This window comes from Micromonospora sp. NPDC049529 (genome assembly GCF_055586685.1).
The window spans coordinates 32,883-50,113 of record NZ_JBVJHT010000027.1 but is presented as its reverse complement, the minus strand read 5'-3'; the positions used below and the strand labels follow the sequence as shown (position 1 = coordinate 50,113).

The following is a 17,231-nucleotide window of genomic DNA, read 5'->3' as shown; positions in this document are numbered from 1 at the left end:
GTCGGACCGCGTCTACCGTTCGACCAGCGCGAGGACCCGGCACGGGCTGCCGGAGCCGGCCACGATCGGCAGCGGACCGGCGATCACCACCGCCCCGGTCGGCGGCAACTGGGCCAGGTTGCGCAGCTGGGTGAGCCCGTACTTCTCCTGACCCAGCAGGTACGAGTGGCACGGGAACGGCGGGTCGAACGAGTGCGCCGCACCGGCGTCGGTGCCGACCGTCTCCACCCCGACACCCTGGATCGGCGACTGCTCGGCCAGCCAGCGCGCGCACTCCACCGAGATCCCCGGCGTGCGCCCGTCGTTGGCGTACCGCCGCGCGTCGTCGCCGTACGCGTCCCAGCCGGTGCGGTAGAGCAGCCAACCGCCGGCCGGCAGCGGGCCGTGCTCCGCCTCCCACTCCCGCACGTGCGCGATCTCCAGCAGGAAGTCCGGGTTCGCGGCGGCGTCGGCGGCCCGGTCGATCACCACGGCAGGTGCGACCAGTTGGCTCGCCGGCACCTGGGACACGTCGGCGGCCTGCCGGCCGGTGACCCAGTGGATCGGCGCGTCGAAGTGGGTGCCGGTGTGCTCGCCGGTGGAGAAGTTGTTCCAGTACCAGGCCGGGCCACGGTCGTCGTACCGGCTGATCTCGGAGAGCTGGAACGGCCAGGTCTGGCCGAACTGCTCCGGCAGGCCCAGGATCGGGGTCTGGTCCGACAGCGGGGCGGTGAGGTCCACGACCTCGATCCGGCCGCTGGCAAGGGCGGCGACGAACTCCTGCAGCACCGTCATGCGGCGACACGGTACACCCGCCCGCACACTCCACGATGGACCCCTCCGCCGGGGTAGGACAGCCCTACCCCGGATCCTCCCGCCTGCCGGCTGTCGATCGAGCCCGTCGCTTCCTACGGTGATTGCGGTGAGTAGTCAGTCCAGTCTCGGGGGAGCGAACCATGGATCGATTGACCAGTCCGGTGCGAGTGGATCCACCGACCGACGACCCGGTGGAACCCGGTGACGGAGCGCGTATCGGCGACGTCGACGCGCTGCGCGGCTTCGCCCTCTTCGGCATCCTGATCGTCAACATCGCGTTCTTCGCGTCGGGCTACCCGTTCCAACTCGTGACCGACCCGGCGTACGACTCGTGGCTGGACCAGGTCACCCGCTGGCTGGTCGAATTCCTCTTCACCATGAAGTTCTACCTGCTCTTCTCCTTCCTGTTCGGTTACAGCTTCACCCTCCAGATCGATTCCGCCGTACGGCGTGGTCTCGCCTTCGCCCCGCGCTTCCGGCGCCGGCTGGCCGGACTCTTCGTGATCGGGATCCTGCACGCCGTCCTTCTCTTCCACGGCGACATCCTCGCCACCTACGCCCTGCTCGGGCTGGTGCTGCTCGCGGTGCGCCAGATCCGTCCGGCGCGTGCCCTGACCTCGGCGGCTGCCCTGCTCGGCGTGGTCGCGCTCCTCGTGGCGCTCGTGGCCGTACGCGGGGTCGGCCTGGTCCCGGACCCGGCGGTCGCGCTCGCCGAGGGTGCCCGGTCCACCGAGGCGTTCGGCGGCGGCCTCGGGTCGGTGCTGCTCGAACACCTGCGCTCGCTGCCGGCGATGCTCTCGGCCCTGGTATTCCAGGGGCCGCTGGCCCTCTGCGCGTTCCTGGTCGGTCTGGCGGCCGGCAAGGTACGGCTGCTCGCCGACGTCACCCGGCACGGCGTCCTGCTGCGGCGGGTGCAGTGGGTGGGTTACCCGGTCGGTCTGGCCGGGGCGCTGGTCTTCACCGTCGGTGGCGGGACGGCGAACCTGACCGGGCTGGTGCTGAGCGTCCTGACCGCGCCCCTGCTGATGGCCGCGTACGTCGCCACCGCGCTGCGTACCTTCCACACCGGGTGGGGGTCCCGCCTCGGCGCGGTGCTGGCGCCGGCCGGGCGGATGGCCCTGTCCAACTATCTCGGCCAGTCGGCCGCGGGTCTGCTCATCTTCACCGGGGTCGGGTTCGGTCTGGTGGGACGGGTCGCCCCGCTGCCGACGCTGCTCATCGCGATCGGGATCTTCCTCGGTCAACTGGTGTTCAGCGCCTGGTGGCTGACCCGGTTCCGGTTCGGCCCGGTGGAGTGGCTGCTGCGTTCGTGGACCGACGCGCGTCGGGTGCGACTGCGGCGCTAGCCGGCGTTCTCCGGCACGGCCGGCCTGCTGCCAGCGTCCGGCGGGTGAACGCACCCTCGCCGGACGCTCGCAGGTTCGCCGCCACCGTCAACGAGTGTCGTCGAGGAGATCATCGGGAACACCCCGGCGCGGGCCTGATCGGCTAGTCTCGGAGGACCAGCTTCCGGAACAGTTCCGTAACCTGGTGCAAATCGCCAGAGCTGCCGACACCGGCCGTCGCCTCGGCAGCCGGCCCGGCAAGCGGTGATCGTCCCGGGCGAGGTGCCGGCGCGACCGCGAAAGTGTTTCGGTCGTACGCTGGAGCCTCGACGAAGGAGCTGCCTCGTGACGGTCGACGAAGGACGCCGGATCACCATCACCGCGATCGCCCAGGAGGCCGGGGTGTCGGTGCCCACCGTGTCCCGGGTGCTCAACGGTCGCAACGATGTCGCGCCGCAGACCCGGGAGCGGGTCGAGGAACTGCTGCGCCGGCACGGCTACCGGCGTCGGGCCACCCGGCCACGGGCCGGTGCGAGCCTGATCGACCTGGTCTTCAACGACCTGGACAGCCCCTGGGCGGTGGAGATCATCCGTGGGGTGGAGGACGTCGCGCACGCGGCCGGGGTCGGCACCGTCGTGTCGGCGATCCACCGCCGGTCCACCTCCACCCGGCAGTGGCTGCAGAATCTGCGTACCCGCGCCACCGACGGAGTGATCCTGGTCAGCAGCGATCTCGCCCCGCCGGTGCACGCCGAGTTGCGCCGGCTCAACGTGCCGATGGTGCTGGTCGACCCGGCGGGCGTACCCAGCCTGGACATCCCGACGATCGGGGCGACGAACTGGGCCGGTGGCCTGCGCGCCACCGAGCACCTGCTCTCCCTCGGCCACCGCCGGATCGGTTTCATCGCCGGCCCGCCCCGGTTGCTCTGCAGCCGGGCCCGGCTGGACGGCTACCGGGCCGCACTGGAGGCGGCCGGCATCCCGATGGTCGACGAGCTGATCGCACCGGGCGACTTCTACCACGAGTCCGGGTACTCCAGCGGCACCGCGTTGCTGGACCTCGCCGACCCGCCCACCGCGATCTTCGCCTCCAGTGACCAGATGGCCTTCGGGGCGTACGAGGCGGTGCGGCGCCGGGGCCTGCGGGTGCCCGACGACGTGAGCGTGGTCGGGTTCGACGACCTGCCGGAGGCGCGGTGGTCCTCGCCGCCGTTGACCACCGTGCGTCAGCCGCTGGCCGAGATGGGGCTGCTCGCGGCCCGTACGGTGCTCCGGCTGGCCCGGGGTGAGCCGGTCGACACCCCCAGGGTCGAACTCTCCACCGATCTCGTCGTCCGGGACAGCTCGGCACCGCTGGTCAGGAGCTGACCCCGCCGATCCGGTGCCGAGCGGGACCCGGCGAACCGCTATGCGGCGAATTGAGCTGAATTAGGCTGCTTGGTGGAATGACCCCGCCGACGGGTTAGGGGTGATCGTGCACCGGGTACCACCGGATGCACGGCGCCCGCCGGGTCGACGGCGGGGCGACTCACCCGAGGGGGCCCGATGAGACTCGACGACGACGACATCCGGACGAGCGGCGGCGGCGCCGGCGAGGGACCGGCCGACGGCGGTGCCAACCCCGCGGGCCGCGACGGGGGCGCCGACGGCGCCGCACAGGGCCCGGCCGACGGCGGTGCCACGCCCGGTCAGCACGACGGCGGCGCCGACGGGTCCGCCGAGGGCCCGGCCGACGGCGGCGCCACGCCCGGTCAGCACGACGGTGGTGCCGACGGCAGCGCCGAGGGCCCGGCCGACGGCGGGGCCAACCCGGGCCAGCGTGACGGCGGCGCGGACAGCGCCGCCCGTTAGCCGGGACCCGACGATGACCGACGACGCGCCGGGCGGCCACCGCCGCCCGGCGTTGGCCCGCTGCGTGGCCCTCCCCCCGGCCGCCTTCGTCACCACCCACTGGGGCCGGACACCGCTGCTGTCCCGCGCCAAGGAACTCGCCAACCCGCTCGGCTTCACCGACCTGCTCAGCCCCGCCGACGCCGACGAACTGCTCAGTCGGCGCGGTCTGCGTACCCCGTTCCTGCGGGTGGCAAAGGACGGCCAGGTGCTGCCGGCGGCCCGGTTCACCGGCGGCGGTGGCGCCGGGGCCGAGGTCGGCGACCAGGTGCTCGACGAACGGATCCTCGACCTGTACGCCGACGGCGCCACCCTCGTCCTACAGGGACTGCACCGCAACTGGCCGCCGCTGATCGACTTCACCCGTGAACTCGGTGCCGCCCTGCACCAGCCGTTGCAGGTCAACGCCTACCTGACCCCCACCGGTAACCAGGGCTTCGCCACCCACTACGACACCCACGACGTGTTCGTCCTCCAGGTCGACGGGGCCAAACACTGGCGGATCCACGAACCGGTGCTCGTCGACCCGCTGGAACGTCAACCCTGGGGCGGCCGGGCCGACGAGGTCTCCGCGACCGCCGCCGGACCACCGGCGCTCGACGTCACCCTCGAACCCGGCGACGCGCTCTACCTGCCCCGAGGTTGGCTGCACAGCGCCCAGGCCCAGCAGGGCAGCTCGTTGCACCTCACCGTCGGGGTCCGCGCCCTCACCCGCTACGCGCTGGTCGAGACCCTGCTCGGGCTGGCCGCCGAGGATCCCCGGTTGCGCAGCACGCTGCCGTTCGGTGTCGACCTCGCGCAACCGGGGCAGATCGCGCCGGAGCTGACCGAGACCGTGGCCGCGCTGCGCGACTGGCTCGACTCGGTGGAACCGGCCGCCGTCGCGGCCAAGCTCCGCGACCGCGTCTGGTCGGCCGCGCGGCCGGCACCGATCCGGCCACTGGCCCAGGCCGACGCCATCGCCGGCCTCGACGCCGACTCCCGGCTCACCCCGCGCGAGGGGCTGAACTGGCAGCTCGGCCCGGCCGGCGCTGACGAGCCGGACCGGATCGTGCTGCGGCTGTTCGACCGCACCATCAGCTTCCCCGGACAGTGCGCGCTCGCCCTGCGGGCGTTCCTCGACGGTGGTGTCCGACGCGTCGGTGACCTGCCCGGACTCGACGACGACGCCGACCGGATCCTGCTCGCCCGCCGGCTGCTGCGGGAGGCGGTGGCCGTACCGGCCTGACCGGTGCGTTCCAGCGATCGGCGATCGAGGGTCGGCGACCGGCGAGCGGCGACCCCGGTCAGCGGACCAGGGCGAACAGTGCCGCGGTGGTCAGCACCCCGGCGGCCAGCACCACGGTCACCGACTTCGGGTCCAGGCCGGCGTGTCGGCGATCGGCGAGCAGCTTCGCCGGCGCCAGCCCGACCACCGGCCCGACCAGCGTCACCACCACGCCGAGCACCGGCATCCCGATCGCCAGATCGCCGCCGTAGCGCAGGCCGGCGGCGCGGGCGGCGAACCCCAGGGCGTACGCGACCGCCGCGCCGAGCACACCGAAGACCGCCAGCAGCGGCTGCGTCGAGCCGGGCAGCTCACCGGGGTGTTTGTTGCGGTCCAGCAGCTCCCGCACCCCGTCGAGCAGCATCCTCGGGTCGGTGGGCGCCCCCGGCGTCGGCATCGGCGGGTCACCGATGCGCCGGGTGCCGCCACCGAGCCGCTCCCGCAGGGTCTGCCACAGGTGCAGCACCTCGGCGTCGGTCGACTCGGCCTCCTCGCGGGCCGCCTCCAGCTCCACCTCGGCCCGCCGGACCGCCGCCTCGGCGTCGCGTACGGCGCGTTCGGCGGCGGCGACCTGGCCGGCGTACCAGCTCTGCGCCTCGGCCCGCTCGGCGTCCATCCGCGCGGTCACCTCGGCCAGCCGGCGGATCAGCTGGGCGTACGTCTCGCTCATCGGGCCGGTCCGTAGGGGATGATCGTCTGCCCGGTGCGGTGCACCGCCCGGTCGAAGAAGAGCCCGCGCCACGGCCTCGGATACCAGTCCGGCCCGCCGGTGCCCGGATACAGCGAGGAGCCCAGCTCCCCGCCCTGTACGTCCAGCGCCACCCAGGCGCCGATCTGGTCGGTCCGCGACGCCGGGCCACCGAGGTCGGCCCGCATCCGGGCCACCCCCCGCCACCAGGCCAGTACGTGCGTACGTCGTTCCGGCCCGTCGTGCAGGATCTGCCGCAGGTGCTCCAGCCCGGTACGCCCACCGGCCCGCGCCGCCAACCGTCCGGCGGCCGCGTCGACGGCGTACAGTAGCAGGTAGTGCGGTTCGCCGGGGGCGGTGCCCGGGCCGAGTCCGGTGGCGGTCTCGGCCATCAGCTCCGCGACCGTCTCCTCGTCGTACCAGGCCGCGTCGTCGCCGAGGGAGTCGTAGAGGGTCCGGGCGGCCGAGTCGGCGTCCGGGTCCAGGCAGGCGATGGAGAACCGGGCGGTGCCGGACGGGTGCTGTCGGTGCAGCGAGCGGGCCGCCGCGTCGAGCACCGCGCACGCCTCGTCGACCCGGGTGCCGATGATCGCCAGGTTCCGGCCGGGGGCGCGGGGCAGCCGCATCCCGGCCGACCGCGCCTGGACGTCGATGATCTCGCCGAGCAGGGCGATCGGGCCGCGCGGACCCCCCGCCGACCGGCCCTCGGCCGACCCGTCGACCGGTCGCAGCGCCGCGAAGTCCGGCGCCTCGGCCAGCCGGGGCACCGCGTCGCCGTCGAAGAGCCGGGCCGGCGCGGCGTCCTGCGGGCGCATCCGCCAGAGCTGGTTCTGCAACTCGCTCCAGGTGCCCCAGTCGCTGGCGGACGGGATCCGGGCCACCTGGTTGCCCTCCACCATGCCGGACTCGGCATTGATCACGGCGTGGTGCCGGGGCAGCGCCTGCGCCGCGTCGTTGCGTTCGGCGAGGATGCGCAGCGCCTTGGGCAACGCGATCCGCAGGGTGAACTGGGCGACCAGCGCCGGCCGCCCCCACAGCGCCTCGATGCCGCGTACGTCCTGCGAGGCCAGGACCAGGTGGATGCCCTGCGACCGGCCGCGCCGGGCCAGGTCCTCCAGCAGGTCGGCGGCCTCCCGGGCGACCGCGTCCCGACCGGCGAGCAGCATCTGGAACTCGTCGACGACGGCCACGATCCGGGGCCAGTGCCCGTCCGGGTCGACCGCCCGCAGCTCGGACAGCTTGGTCACCTCGTGTCGCTTGGCGGCGTCGGCCCGGCGGCGCAGCTCCTCGGCGAGGAAGCGCAGCAGGGCCAGCCCGAACTCGCGGTCGGTGTTGACGTTGATCCCGACCAGCCGCATGTGCGGCAGCCAGCTCGGGTCGCGGCGGCCCTGGGCGAACCGGGCGAAGGAGACGCCCTCCTTGAAGTCGAGCAGGTAGAACTCCAGCTCGGCGGGGGAGTAGCGGGCGGCCAGCGAACCGATCCAGGCGAAGATCAGGTTGGTCTTCCCGGTGCCGGACGGGCCGCCGATCAACGCGTGCGGCGGGTAGTCGCCGAGGGTGAGCAGCACCGGCCGCCCCTGCGGACCGTCGCCGATCGGCACGGTCAGCCCGGTCGCCGAGCCCTCCTTCCACATCTGGTCGACCGGGGGCAGCAGGTCGGTGAACGGCGCCGGTGCGGGCCCCGCGGTGACCGTCGCGGCGATCTCCCGGCAGGTGTCGGTGACCAGCGCGGCCGGCGGCGGCGGATCGAGTCGTACGGCCAGCCCCGGTGCGGTCCGCAGCCGGGTCAGGCCGTCGCCGACCAGGATCCGCTCGACGTCGGGCTCGTCGGGCAGCTCGATGCCCCGGACCACCAGGTGCACCCCGCAGGCGGCACCGGTGCGGACCACCCGGTCGAGTTGGCCGCGCTCGTGCCGGGTCAGCTCGTCCCCGCCGAGCAGCACCGCCACCCGCCAGGGTTCGGGACGCCGGCCGGTGGCGGCGGCCAGTTCGCGCAGTGAGCCGTACTCGCCGGCGAGGACGGTCTCGTTGATCCGCCTGATCTGGTCCACCAGGTCGTCGAGGAGGCGGGCCAGGCCACCCGGCCCGACGAAGGTGAGCAGGCCGGCGGTGGAGAGCGGGGCGAAGCCGGCCAGCCCGCCGCCGAGATGCTCCGGGTCGTACCCGATCAGCCGGACCGCGCCGGGTTCGGCGCGGCCGATCGCCCGCAGCAGCAGGGCGGCCACCACCGCGTCGCAGCCGGCCCGGTCGTCCCCGGCCAGGTGCACATGTCCCCGGTCGAGCAGCGGCACCAGCGCCGGCACCGGTTCGGCGCCGGGCAGCCGGACCGCGCCGACCCGCAGCGCCCCGGCGGGTTCGTGCCGGTCGGCCGGGCTCGGCCGCCACGCCGGCCAGGCCGCGCTGGCCGCCCCCGGCGCCGCCTCGGTCGCCGCGTGAGCGGTACGCGAGGCCAGGTCGATCAGTTGGCCCTCGTACTCGTCGGCGATCTCGTCGAGTCGGCGGTCCCGTTCGGCACCGACCCGCTGCGGCACCCGCGCGGCGGCGCGCCGGGTCCGGGTCAGCTTGTCCCGCGAGCCGTCGAGTTCGGTACGCGCCTGGGTCAGCCGCCCACGGGTGGCGCCGAGCGCGTGCGACAGCATGCCGCGGACCCGGGTGACGAGCTGGGTCCGGACGTCAGCCATCGGACTCCCGAAGGTTCTGGGCGGCCACCGACCGGGCGTCGCGACCGAGTCGGTTGAGCAGCAGGCCGGTGAGCACACCGGCGGCGACCGCCGGGTCGGCCGGGTGCGGCGGGGCGGTGGGGTTCTTCGGCGGCGGCATCCGGCAGACCCGGCTCAGCGCCGTTTCGAGCACCTCGGCGGGCAGTCCGGGCAACAGGTCGCGGGCCTTGCCGGTGAGTTCGTTGCGCAGTCGCGGCAGGTCCTGGGCCCGGGGCGGGTGCCCGAGCAGTTCGGTCGCCAGGTCGCGCAGCATCGGCGGGGCCACCGCGGCCATGCCGAGCCCCACGTCGGCCGGTACGTCGCGCAGCTGGGCGTGCAGTTGGCCCCGGTCGTCGGCGCGGACCCGTTCGGCCACCCGGCGCAGCAGGTCCTCGGCGTCGGTGATCTCGCGGTCGGGTTTCGCCTCGGGCGAGTCCCGCTGGCCGGTCAGCTCGGTCACCCGGACCGACCACCACCGGTGCACCGGCCCGGCCTCGCCGCGCGGCTCGGGTACGGGTCCCGGTCCCGCCGTCGGCGCGTCGTCGGTCGGCTCCCGCCGTTGCGCCTGCCCGGCGGCCGGCGGCCCGTCCCCGGCCAGCCCGATCGCGGCCAGGTACGCGGCGAACTGGTCCTTCGCCACGAGCAGCGCGTGCCCGGCGGTCTCCGCGTGCTCGGTCGCCGCGGACAGCTCGGGGACCCCCATCGGGTCGGCCGACTCCTGGCGGACCCAGCGCAGCCGGTCGGCGGCCTGCCGGAGCCGGTCCAGCGTCTCCGTCACCAGTGCCACCGGCAGTTCGTCGACGGCGGCTCGGACCTGTGCGCCCAGTTCCTCCACGATGGACATCGGCGGCTCAGAGCGTCGAGACGTAGAGCTGCGCCTGCTCCACCGCGGCCAGGGTCGCGGAGAGACACTCCTCCAGTTCCTGGGAGGCCTGCGTGAGCGAGGCCTGGGCGGCGCTGACGGTCTCGTGTCCACTGCCCTCCAGCGCGCCGGCCAGGGTCTGCTGTGCCTCGGTCAGCTTCTCGCTGGCCGCCTGCACCGCGGTCTGGCCCTCGGTGATCTGCTGGAGGGCGGCATCGATGGCTGCTTTCAGCTCGGCGACGCTCGCCACGGCGGAACCTCCTGGGGGCGTGGCGGGGAGGGCTCTCGTTTTCTTCTGGGGTCAACATACCCCCGTGGGCGGTTATCGCCTCGGTGTCCGTTCCGACGCGGACCGTGGCTTCCGGTGGAGTCCGAGGTAGGACCGCAGCACCCGCCATTTCAGGCAACTTTCAGTCGGATCTCCGACAGATTGCCCGAGACGGGGTACGGCGGCCGTCAGGCGGGGCGCAACCAGCGCGGACCGCGTACCTCCGCCCCCAGCGCGGTCACCCGGGCCCGCAGCTCCCGGTCGGCGGTGACCACCACGCAACGCCGGCCCGGAGCCTCCGCCCGGACCAGGTCGACGATCCGGTCGTCACCGGAACCGGGAGCGGGCACCACCCGGACCCGGTCGGCGCCGGGGATGTCGCGGGCCGCCCCCTCGACCACCAGCACCACCTCGACCGGGGCGGGCAGCTCGGGCAGGCCCGTCTCGGCGACCGGGGCGAGCGCGTCACGCAACCGGGCGGCGGCCCCGGCCCGGTCCCGCCACCACCCGTCCGGCCGGGAACCCATCACGTTCGCGGCGTCCACCACCAGGAGCGGCTCGGTCTGCATGGGGTCAGCCTGCCACCGGCGCACGTTTGTCGGGCCAACCGCCGGGTAGGCCACGCCGACCGTGTCGCGCCCGTCGAAGGGGACCCGAGATGACACAGCCGCCCGGTGACTCCGGCGTTGATCCCTGGGACGAGTTCCTGGCCCGGTACTTCGGGCGCGGCGAGGGCCGCCGCCCGGCCCACCGGGTCGACATCACCCGACTGATGACCGCCGATGCCCGGGAACTGCTCGCCGACGCCGCCCGCCGGGCCGCCTCCGCCTCCAGCAACGACCTCGACACCGACCACCTGCTCTGGGCCGCGTTGCAGCGCGAGCCGCTGCGCGAACTCGTCCGCCGGGCCGGCGCCGACCCGGACGCGCTGGCGGGCGCGCTCGGCGGCCAGCAGCGCCCGGCCGAGCCGGCGCCGCAGGGGCAGGTGCCGCCGAACCTCTCCCTGACCCCGGCCGCCAAGCGGGCGCTGCTCGACGCCCACCAGCTCTCCCGCGCCATGGGCGCCTCCTACATCGGCCCCGAGCACATCCTGATGGCCCTGCCGCTCAACCCCGAGTCGCCGGCCGGGCGGATGCTCGCCGCCGGCCGGATCCAGCCGCAGTCGCTGCAGACCGCGAACTCGGAGCGCTCCGGCGTCCCCGGCCCCAAGCCCGACCGGGGCACCCCGACCCTGGACCAGTACGGCCAGGACCTCACCGACCTGGCCCGCGCCGACGAGATCGACCCCGTCATCGGCCGGGCCGACGAGATCGAACAGGCGGTCGAGATCCTGTCCCGCCGCACCAAGAACAACCCGGTCCTGATCGGCGAGGCCGGGGTCGGCAAGACCGCGATCGTGGAGGGGCTGGCGGAACGGATCGCCGACGGCGACGTACCCCGCACCCTGCTCGGCAAGCGGGTGGTCCAACTCGACCTGGCCGGTCTGGTCGCCGGCACCCGGTACCGGGGCGACTTCGAGGAGCGCCTGAAGAAGGTGATCGACGAGATCCGGGCGCACGGCGAGGAACTCATCGTCTTCCTCGACGAACTGCACACCCTCGTCGGTGCCGGCGGGGCGGGCAGCGAGGGCGGCATGGACGCCAGCAACATGCTCAAGCCGGCGTTGGCCCGGGGCGAGTTGCGGGTGGTCGGCGCGACGACGCTCAACGAGTACCGGCGGCACATCGAGAAGGACGCCGCGCTGGCCCGCCGGTTCCAGCCGGTGCTGGTGCCGGAGCCGTCGGTCGACGACACGGTGGCGATCCTGCGCGGTCTGCGGGACCGGTACGAGGCCCACCACCAGGTGCGCTTCACCGACGAGGCACTGGTCGCCGCCTCCGAACTGTCCGACCGCTACCTGACCGACCGGTTCCTGCCGGACAAGGCGATCGACCTGCTCGACCAGGCCGGCGCGCGGGTACGGCTGCGCACCCGCACCCCCGACAACGACGTACGCGACCTGGAGCGGGAACTGGAGGACCTGCGCCGGGACAAGGAGCAGGCGGTCGCCGACGAGCAGTACGAGCGGGCGTCGCAGCTGCGCGACAAGTTGCAGGGCGTGCAGGAGCGGATCGAGTCGTCCCGGGGCGACAACGGCCACGGACAGGTCCCCGAGGTACGGCCACAGGAGATCGCCGAGGTGGTCTCCCGCGCCACCGGGATCCCGGTCAGCCAGCTCACCGAGGAGGAACGCGACCGGCTGCTGCGCCTGGAGGGGCACCTGCACGAGCGGATCGTCGGCCAGGACGACGCGGTCAACGCGGTGGCCGAGGCGGTGCGGCGGTCGCGTACCGGGCTGGCGGACCCGAACCGGCCGATGGGCAGCTTCCTCTTCCTCGGACCGACCGGGGTCGGCAAGACCGAACTGGCGCGGGCGCTGGCCGGGGCGCTGTTCGGCGAGTCCGACCGGATGATCCGGCTCGACATGAGCGAGTTCCAGGAGCGGCACACCGTGAGCCGGCTCGTCGGCGCCCCGCCCGGCTACGTCGGGTACGAGGAGGCCGGTCAGCTCACCGAGGAGGTGCGCCGCCGCCCGTACGCGGTGGTGTTGCTCGACGAGATCGAGAAGGCGCACCCGGACGTGTTCAACATCCTGTTGCAGGTGCTCGACGACGGCCGGCTCACCGACAGCCAGGGCCGTACCGTCAACTTCCGCAACACCGTACTGATCATGACCAGCAATCTCGGCTCCGAGCTGATCACCGGTACCCAGCGCAGTGTCGGTTTCGGCGGCGACGGGGAGGAGGACGAGAGCATCGAGCTGCGCGAGCGGTTGATGCGCCGGTTGCAGGAGCACTTCCGCCCGGAGTTCCTGAACCGGATCGACGAGGTGATCATCTTCCGTCGGCTGGAGAGCGAGCAGTTGCGGCAGATCACCGAGTTGCTGCTGGAGGAGACCCGCCGCCGCCTGCACGCCCAGGACATCGTCGTCGACTTCACCACCGCCGGGGTGGACTGGATCGCCGAACACGGCTACCAGCCGGAGTTCGGGGCCCGGCCGCTGCGCCGCACGATCCAGCGTGAGATCGACAACCGGCTCTCCCGGATGCTGCTGGACGGTTCGCTCTCACCCGGCCAGCGGATCACGGTGGACGCCGCCGACGGCGCGCTCACCTTCGACGTGTCGGACAGCGGCCACAACAGCGGGCGCAACCCCGCACCGGCCTCGGCGGCCAGCGAATGAGCGCCGCCGGCCGGTCCGGGGTGACGTGCGCGGACACGGAAGGTCCTGACGGTGGCACGGCGAGGGGAGTCGGACGGTGAGCCAACCTGAGGAGATCCGGGAGAAGAGCCCGAAGACCGACGCGGTGCTGCAACCACCGACCGCGAACCCGGACCGGACGCAGTTGCGCGACGAGCCGGACCGTGGCGACGCCGACCGTGGCGAGGCGGACGAGGCCGGCAACGACCGGGCGGAGACGCCGTCGACGTCCGGGAAGTCGACGTCCGGGAAGGAGGGGTGATGGCCCGCGAGCAACGTATCGAGCCCGAGGTCGAACAGTTGTGGCAGGACTTCCACGACCGGGTCAACGTCAGTTCGGAGCAGTTGCGTACCTGGCTGATGACGCAGGGGTCGGGGGAGGAGGCGTTCGGTCCGGGCCCGGACCTCGACCTGCCCGAACCGGGCCGACACATCCTCGCGGTGAAGCGCAAGCGCAAGGTCGACCTGACCCCGGACGACATCGACGTCATGCGGGAGACGGTGGACGGGATCGAGGGGCTGCTCGATTCCCGCCCCGACGGCGGAGCGAGCGACGAGGGCTGGCGCCGCGCCCTGCTCGACCTGGGCCACGACCCCCTGGCCGAGCGCTGAGCCAACGTCCCGACACCCCTCCCGCCGCACCACGACGCCAGTCACCTAGCGCTCGCCAGTGGCCACACCGCATTCACCCGGCGCCCGCAGACCGCGCTGTGAATCATGATCGTGGAGAGTTAGGCAGTCTATGGCGAGCCGAACTCTCCGCGATCACGAAGTGGGTCCCGGTGGGGCATGCGGGGATGTCGAGGGAGCGGTTGGTCGTCCGTCGGCCGGGTCATTCGCCGCCGATGCTCGGGGCCCCCAGCCCGGCCGTCTCGGCCGCGTCCCGGCGGTCGTCGCGCAGCGCCTGCTCACGGGCGAGCAGGGCGGCGTACTCGGCGACGTCGGCGGGGGTGGGCAGGTCGGGTGCCCGGCGCAGGAACGCCTCCACGTCGCGGGAGGCCGCGGTGTGGGCGGCGGCGACCCGCCGGGCCGTCTCCCGGGCGTCGTCGGGCGGGATGAGGTCGGTCATGTACCTACCGGTACCCGGTCCGGGGCGATTCGCACCTGCCCGCGGCCTGCGCGCCGGTGCACCGACCGACGGGATCCGTCGCCGCGAGTTGTCGGCCGGGCCGCTGGACCGGCCGGACGCCGAGGACGGGGAAACGGGTGGCGACATCGCGCAGGGGCGGGATGCGGGGTCCGGTGCGCACCCCGCAGCCCGCCCGGATCCGGGCGGTCGCCGAGCCGGCGCGGGTCCTGCCCCGCACCGGCCCGGCTACCGGTGTTACGGGTTGGTGATACCGAGCGAGTAGCTGCCCGAGCCGCTGTACGCGTACACGTCGTAGCGGTAGTACCCGGCGGTGCCGTTGTACGTGATCGTCTCGTCCGAGCTGGCGGACTCGGCGGCGGCCACGTCGACCCAGGCGCTGCCGTTCCACTTCTGCAGGTAGAGGTCGAAGTCCACCCCGGACGGGCCGTCGAGGCAGCCCCGGTGGGTGCCGGAGACGGTCGACTGGTAGTAGCTGCCGCCCGGCTGGAACTGGCTGTTGCCGCTGGTCACCGAGCCGGTGTAGGTCGACTCGTAACCGGTGCAACCGGTCGGCGGCGGCTCGCCGGGGCCGCCGCTGCCGGTACGCAGCGTCAGGCCGTACACCGAGAGGATCTCGTTGACCGGCTGGAAGTAGGTCGTGCCGCCGGAGGAGCAGTTGCCGGAGCCACCGGAGGTGACGCCCTGCGCCTGCTGGCCGGAGAGCCAGGAGCCGCCCGAGTCACCCGGTTCGGCGCAGGCGTTGGTCCGGGTCAGGCCGGAGACGGTGCCCTGCGGGTAGGTCACCGACGAGTTCTTCGCCTGGACCGTGCCGCACCGCCAACCGGTGGTGGAGCCGGAGCGGCAGATGGACGCGCCGACCGCCGACTCGGTGGAACCGGCCACGGTCACGTTGCCACCGGCGTAGTTGTTCACCCACGGCTGCGGGGTCCAGTTGGAGTTGGTCTGCACCCAGGCGTAGTCGTTGCCCGGGAACGAGGAACCCCGGAAGCTGCCCGAGGCGACCTGGTTGAAGCCCTGGGTCGCGGTGCCGGTCGTGCCACAGTGGCCGGCCGTCACGTAGCCCCCGGTCACCGAGAAGCCGACCGAGCAGCGGCCGCCGCCCATGTAGTAGGCGTCGCCGCCGCGTACGTCGTAGAACGGCACCGGGGACTCGGTGGTGGGAACCAACCGGACCGCCTTGGCGTCCACGCCGCTCGCCTTGACGAAGGCGCCCGCCGCGGCGGTGTCCTTGGCCAGTACGACCACGGTGTTGCTGGCCACGTCGACGTACCAGCCGGCGACCGAGGTGTGCGTCGCCTTGGTGGCGGCGCGGTCCAGTCCGTTCTTGACGCCGTCGAGTTCGGCCCCGCTGCGGGCGACCACCTGTGCCCGGGCACCCGCGCCGGTGACCCGGCCGGCGAGCGCGGCGTCGGTGATCGCGACCACCAGGGCGCCGCCGTCGGCGCTCACCCAGCCACCGGCGTACGCCCGGCCGAGTGCCTTGCGCAGGTCGGCGTCGGTCCGGCTGGCCTTGTCGTCGCGGGCGATCCGCTCGGTCGCCTCGCCGGGGGTCAGGCCGAGGTCGCGCTGCATCGCGGCCAGCATCTCCGGCGTCGCGGCGGCGCCGACCGCACTCGTCGAGCCGGTGCCGGTCGCATTCGTCGAGCCGGTGCCGACAGCCGCGTTCGCGGGTACGGCCACGGTGCCGAGCACACCGGCCGGCAGCAGGATCACCGCTGCCACTGCGGCGAGTCTTCGCTTCATCCGTTCGTCTCCTTGGGGGTGTGCCGGATCCCGGCGCGGCGGGCGAAGCGGGAACATGGGGGTTGCTTCGTCCGGCCGTGGCGACGCGGGCGCGTCCGGCCCGGTGACCCGGCGGTGCGGATGGTCCGGTGCCCTGCCGACCGGGGGTCAGCCCCGGTGTCGGGCGGCCGTCGGCCGCTCTGCCGGACCTGGGTCGAGCAGGGCAGGCTTAACTTATCGGCCACGCAATCGACACAGGTATATACCACCTTGCTCATACCAGCCGGGGTGGTGACGGGGTCGACGTGGACCCCGGTCGGTGGTCGGGTCAGGCGGCGGCCATCTGCTGCGGCCCGAAGGCCGGGTTGCGGGTGAGCCAGGCCAGGTAGTCCGGGTTGCGGTCCAGGGAGTCGGTGTACGCGGCCACCGCGTGGCCGAGCACCCGGTCGGCGATCCCGGCCGCCGGCGCCTCCGGATGCCAGCCGAGCAGCAGCCGCCACCGCAGCGGCGCACCGGCCAGCGGTCGGGTCACCAGACCGGGGACCGGCCGGAAGGTGGCCTGCGCCAGCGCCACCGCCTCACCGGCGTCGACCAGGTCCAGACAGCCCCGGATGTCGGTCTCGTACATCTTGCGCGGGGTGAAGCCGGCCCGCGCGCAGGCCGCCGCGAAGCAGTCCCCGAAACAGCCGTCACCGGGTGCGACCGCCCACTGCTCGTCGCGGAGCATGTCGAGTTTGACCTCGTCGGACGAGGCCAGCGGATGCGCCTCGGGCAGGACGACGAACACGGCGTCGACCGCGATCGCCCGCCAGGTCAGGCCGAACTCCGCCGACGGGGTGGCGTCGCCGCAGACCCCGGCCAGGGCGTAGTCGAGGCGGCCGCCGAGCACCATCTGGGCCAGCTCGTCGACGTACCAGGAGGCGTAGGTGCTGATCTGGGCGTGCGGTTGGTCGGCCGCGAGGCGGTGCACCAGCCGGCCGACCAACGGACTGTTCACCCCGCCGAACCGGTACCGGCTCAGTGTCGTACCGGTGCCGGCGAGCCGGGCCGCCTCGTCCTGGAGCCCCTTCATCGCCGGCAGGAGCACCCGGGCGCGGGCGAGCACCAGTTCGCCGAGAGCGGTCGGGCGGGCGCCCCGGCGGTCCCGCTCGAACAGCGGTCCGCCGAGGGTGCGTTCGATGCGCTGGAGTTGGGCGGTGAGGGCGGGTTGCGCCAGTCCCAACGTGGAGGCAGCCTTGGTCACGCTGCCGGTCTCCGCGATGGCGCAGACCACCTTCAGGTGCCGCAGCTCCAGGTTCATAGCGTGACGGTAGGACTATGACGGGATCTACGGGAAGACCTTCGGCCAGTGAAAGATCCCCCAAAGGAAAAGTAAAAAGTATCC

Annotated in this window: 16 protein-coding genes; 7 read left to right on the top strand and 9 right to left on the bottom strand. The window is 73.4% G+C overall.

What is annotated here, in order from left to right; all coding sequences use genetic code 11:
* Positions 1-12: 12 nt before the first annotated feature.
* A complete protein-coding gene (locus ACZ6QQ_RS33225; RefSeq protein ID WP_465881678.1) occupies positions 13-774 on the bottom strand; it encodes a cyclase family protein in 762 nt (253 codons plus the stop codon).
* Positions 775-935: 161 nt separating this feature from the next.
* Between ACZ6QQ_RS33225 and ACZ6QQ_RS33220 the strand changes: the two genes are divergently transcribed.
* The 4 genes from ACZ6QQ_RS33220 to ACZ6QQ_RS33205 all read left to right on the top strand — a co-directional run bounded on the left by ACZ6QQ_RS33220 (position 936) and on the right by ACZ6QQ_RS33205 (position 5,238).
* Positions 936-2,141: a DUF418 domain-containing protein gene (locus ACZ6QQ_RS33220; protein ID WP_465881677.1), complete on the top strand. Its 1,206-nt coding sequence runs from the start codon at positions 936-938 to the stop codon at positions 2,139-2,141.
* 324 nt (positions 2,142-2,465) lie between these two features.
* The gene (locus tag ACZ6QQ_RS33215; protein ID WP_465881676.1) at positions 2,466-3,488 is read left to right on the top strand and encodes a LacI family DNA-binding transcriptional regulator; all 1,023 of its coding nucleotides are present in this window, start codon (positions 2,466-2,468) and stop codon (positions 3,486-3,488) included.
* A gap of 177 nt (positions 3,489-3,665) precedes the next feature.
* Entirely contained in the window at positions 3,666-3,971 is a 306-nt protein-coding gene (locus ACZ6QQ_RS33210) for a hypothetical protein (protein ID WP_465881675.1), read from the top strand.
* 13 nt (positions 3,972-3,984) lie between these two features.
* The gene (locus ACZ6QQ_RS33205; protein WP_465881674.1) at positions 3,985-5,238 is read left to right on the top strand and encodes a cupin domain-containing protein; all 1,254 of its coding nucleotides are present in this window, start codon (positions 3,985-3,987) and stop codon (positions 5,236-5,238) included.
* Positions 5,239-5,296: 58 nt separating this feature from the next.
* On the opposite strand, the gene ACZ6QQ_RS33200 is transcribed toward ACZ6QQ_RS33205, so the two are convergent.
* From ACZ6QQ_RS33200 to ACZ6QQ_RS33180, 5 genes are all read right to left on the bottom strand, one after another.
* The gene (locus ACZ6QQ_RS33200) at positions 5,297-5,947 is read right to left on the bottom strand and encodes a hypothetical protein (RefSeq protein WP_465881673.1); all 651 of its coding nucleotides are present in this window, start codon (positions 5,945-5,947) and stop codon (positions 5,297-5,299) included.
* Positions 5,944-8,646, bottom strand: a complete 2,703-nt coding sequence (locus tag ACZ6QQ_RS33195; protein ID WP_465881671.1) for an FtsK/SpoIIIE domain-containing protein — start codon at positions 8,644-8,646, stop codon at positions 5,944-5,946. Before ACZ6QQ_RS33195 ends, ACZ6QQ_RS33200 begins: the two co-directional genes overlap by 4 nt.
* Positions 8,639-9,508 (bottom strand): hypothetical protein, encoded by an 870-nt coding sequence (locus ACZ6QQ_RS33190; protein ID WP_465881669.1) that lies wholly within the window; start codon positions 9,506-9,508, stop codon positions 8,639-8,641. Before ACZ6QQ_RS33190 ends, ACZ6QQ_RS33195 begins: the two co-directional genes overlap by 8 nt.
* 7 nt (positions 9,509-9,515) lie before the next feature.
* Positions 9,516-9,776, bottom strand: coding sequence for a hypothetical protein (locus ACZ6QQ_RS33185; protein ID WP_121160520.1), 261 nt, complete (start codon positions 9,774-9,776; stop codon positions 9,516-9,518).
* Between the two features lie 206 nt (positions 9,777-9,982).
* Complete coding sequence (locus ACZ6QQ_RS33180; protein WP_465881667.1) at positions 9,983-10,363, bottom strand: hypothetical protein; 381 nt, start codon at positions 10,361-10,363, stop codon at positions 9,983-9,985.
* A gap of 89 nt (positions 10,364-10,452) precedes the next feature.
* Here ACZ6QQ_RS33180 and ACZ6QQ_RS33175 point away from each other — a divergent pair, with 89 nt between their 5' ends.
* The 3 genes from ACZ6QQ_RS33175 to ACZ6QQ_RS33165 all read left to right on the top strand — a co-directional run bounded on the left by ACZ6QQ_RS33175 (position 10,453) and on the right by ACZ6QQ_RS33165 (position 13,647).
* The gene (locus ACZ6QQ_RS33175; RefSeq protein WP_465881666.1) at positions 10,453-13,017 is read left to right on the top strand and encodes an ATP-dependent Clp protease ATP-binding subunit; all 2,565 of its coding nucleotides are present in this window, start codon (positions 10,453-10,455) and stop codon (positions 13,015-13,017) included.
* A 76-nt stretch (positions 13,018-13,093) separates the two neighbouring features.
* Entirely contained in the window at positions 13,094-13,297 is a 204-nt protein-coding gene (locus tag ACZ6QQ_RS33170) for a hypothetical protein (RefSeq protein WP_465881664.1), read from the top strand.
* Positions 13,297-13,647 (top strand): DUF3140 domain-containing protein, encoded by a 351-nt coding sequence (locus ACZ6QQ_RS33165; RefSeq protein WP_465881663.1) that lies wholly within the window; start codon positions 13,297-13,299, stop codon positions 13,645-13,647. The genes ACZ6QQ_RS33170 and ACZ6QQ_RS33165 overlap by 1 nt, the downstream gene beginning before the upstream one ends.
* A gap of 220 nt (positions 13,648-13,867) precedes the next feature.
* Here ACZ6QQ_RS33165 and ACZ6QQ_RS33160 read toward each other — a convergent pair whose 3' ends face one another.
* From ACZ6QQ_RS33160 to ACZ6QQ_RS33150, 3 genes are all read right to left on the bottom strand, one after another.
* Positions 13,868-14,104, bottom strand: a complete 237-nt coding sequence (locus ACZ6QQ_RS33160; protein ID WP_465881662.1) for a hypothetical protein — start codon at positions 14,102-14,104, stop codon at positions 13,868-13,870.
* Between the two features lie 255 nt (positions 14,105-14,359).
* Positions 14,360-15,868 carry a S1 family peptidase gene (locus ACZ6QQ_RS33155; protein ID WP_465881661.1) on the bottom strand — a complete coding sequence of 503 codons (1,509 nt, stop codon included), beginning with the start codon at positions 15,866-15,868 and terminating at the stop codon, positions 14,360-14,362.
* A 307-nt stretch (positions 15,869-16,175) separates the two neighbouring features.
* Positions 16,176-17,147 carry a LysR family transcriptional regulator gene (locus tag ACZ6QQ_RS33150; protein WP_465881659.1) on the bottom strand — a complete coding sequence of 324 codons (972 nt, stop codon included), beginning with the start codon at positions 17,145-17,147 and terminating at the stop codon, positions 16,176-16,178.
* Positions 17,148-17,231: the final 84 nt, after the last annotated feature.

Bases quoted from the DNA above. Each gene is read 5' to 3' on its own strand.
- ACZ6QQ_RS33225 (WP_465881678.1), bottom strand. From the start codon at position 774: ATGACGGTGCTGCAGGAGTTCGTCGCCGCCCTTGCCAGCGGCCGGATC.
- ACZ6QQ_RS33220 (WP_465881677.1), top strand. From the start codon at position 936: ATGGATCGATTGACCAGTCCGGTGCGAGTGGATCCACCGACCGACGAC.
- ACZ6QQ_RS33210 (WP_465881675.1), top strand. From the start codon at position 3,666: ATGAGACTCGACGACGACGACATCCGGACGAGCGGCGGCGGCGCCGGC.
- ACZ6QQ_RS33205 (WP_465881674.1), top strand. From the start codon at position 3,985: ATGACCGACGACGCGCCGGGCGGCCACCGCCGCCCGGCGTTGGCCCGC.
- ACZ6QQ_RS33200 (WP_465881673.1), bottom strand. From the start codon at position 5,947: ATGAGCGAGACGTACGCCCAGCTGATCCGCCGGCTGGCCGAGGTGACC.
- ACZ6QQ_RS33195 (WP_465881671.1), bottom strand. From the start codon at position 8,646: ATGGCTGACGTCCGGACCCAGCTCGTCACCCGGGTCCGCGGCATGCTG.
- ACZ6QQ_RS33190 (WP_465881669.1), bottom strand. From the start codon at position 9,508: ATGTCCATCGTGGAGGAACTGGGCGCACAGGTCCGAGCCGCCGTCGAC.
- ACZ6QQ_RS33180 (WP_465881667.1), bottom strand. From the start codon at position 10,363: ATGCAGACCGAGCCGCTCCTGGTGGTGGACGCCGCGAACGTGATGGGT.
- ACZ6QQ_RS33175 (WP_465881666.1), top strand. From the start codon at position 10,453: ATGACACAGCCGCCCGGTGACTCCGGCGTTGATCCCTGGGACGAGTTC.
- ACZ6QQ_RS33165 (WP_465881663.1), top strand. From the start codon at position 13,297: ATGGCCCGCGAGCAACGTATCGAGCCCGAGGTCGAACAGTTGTGGCAG.
- ACZ6QQ_RS33160 (WP_465881662.1), bottom strand. From the start codon at position 14,104: ATGACCGACCTCATCCCGCCCGACGACGCCCGGGAGACGGCCCGGCGG.
- ACZ6QQ_RS33155 (WP_465881661.1), bottom strand. From the start codon at position 15,868: ATGAAGCGAAGACTCGCCGCAGTGGCAGCGGTGATCCTGCTGCCGGCC.
- ACZ6QQ_RS33150 (WP_465881659.1), bottom strand. From the start codon at position 17,147: ATGAACCTGGAGCTGCGGCACCTGAAGGTGGTCTGCGCCATCGCGGAG.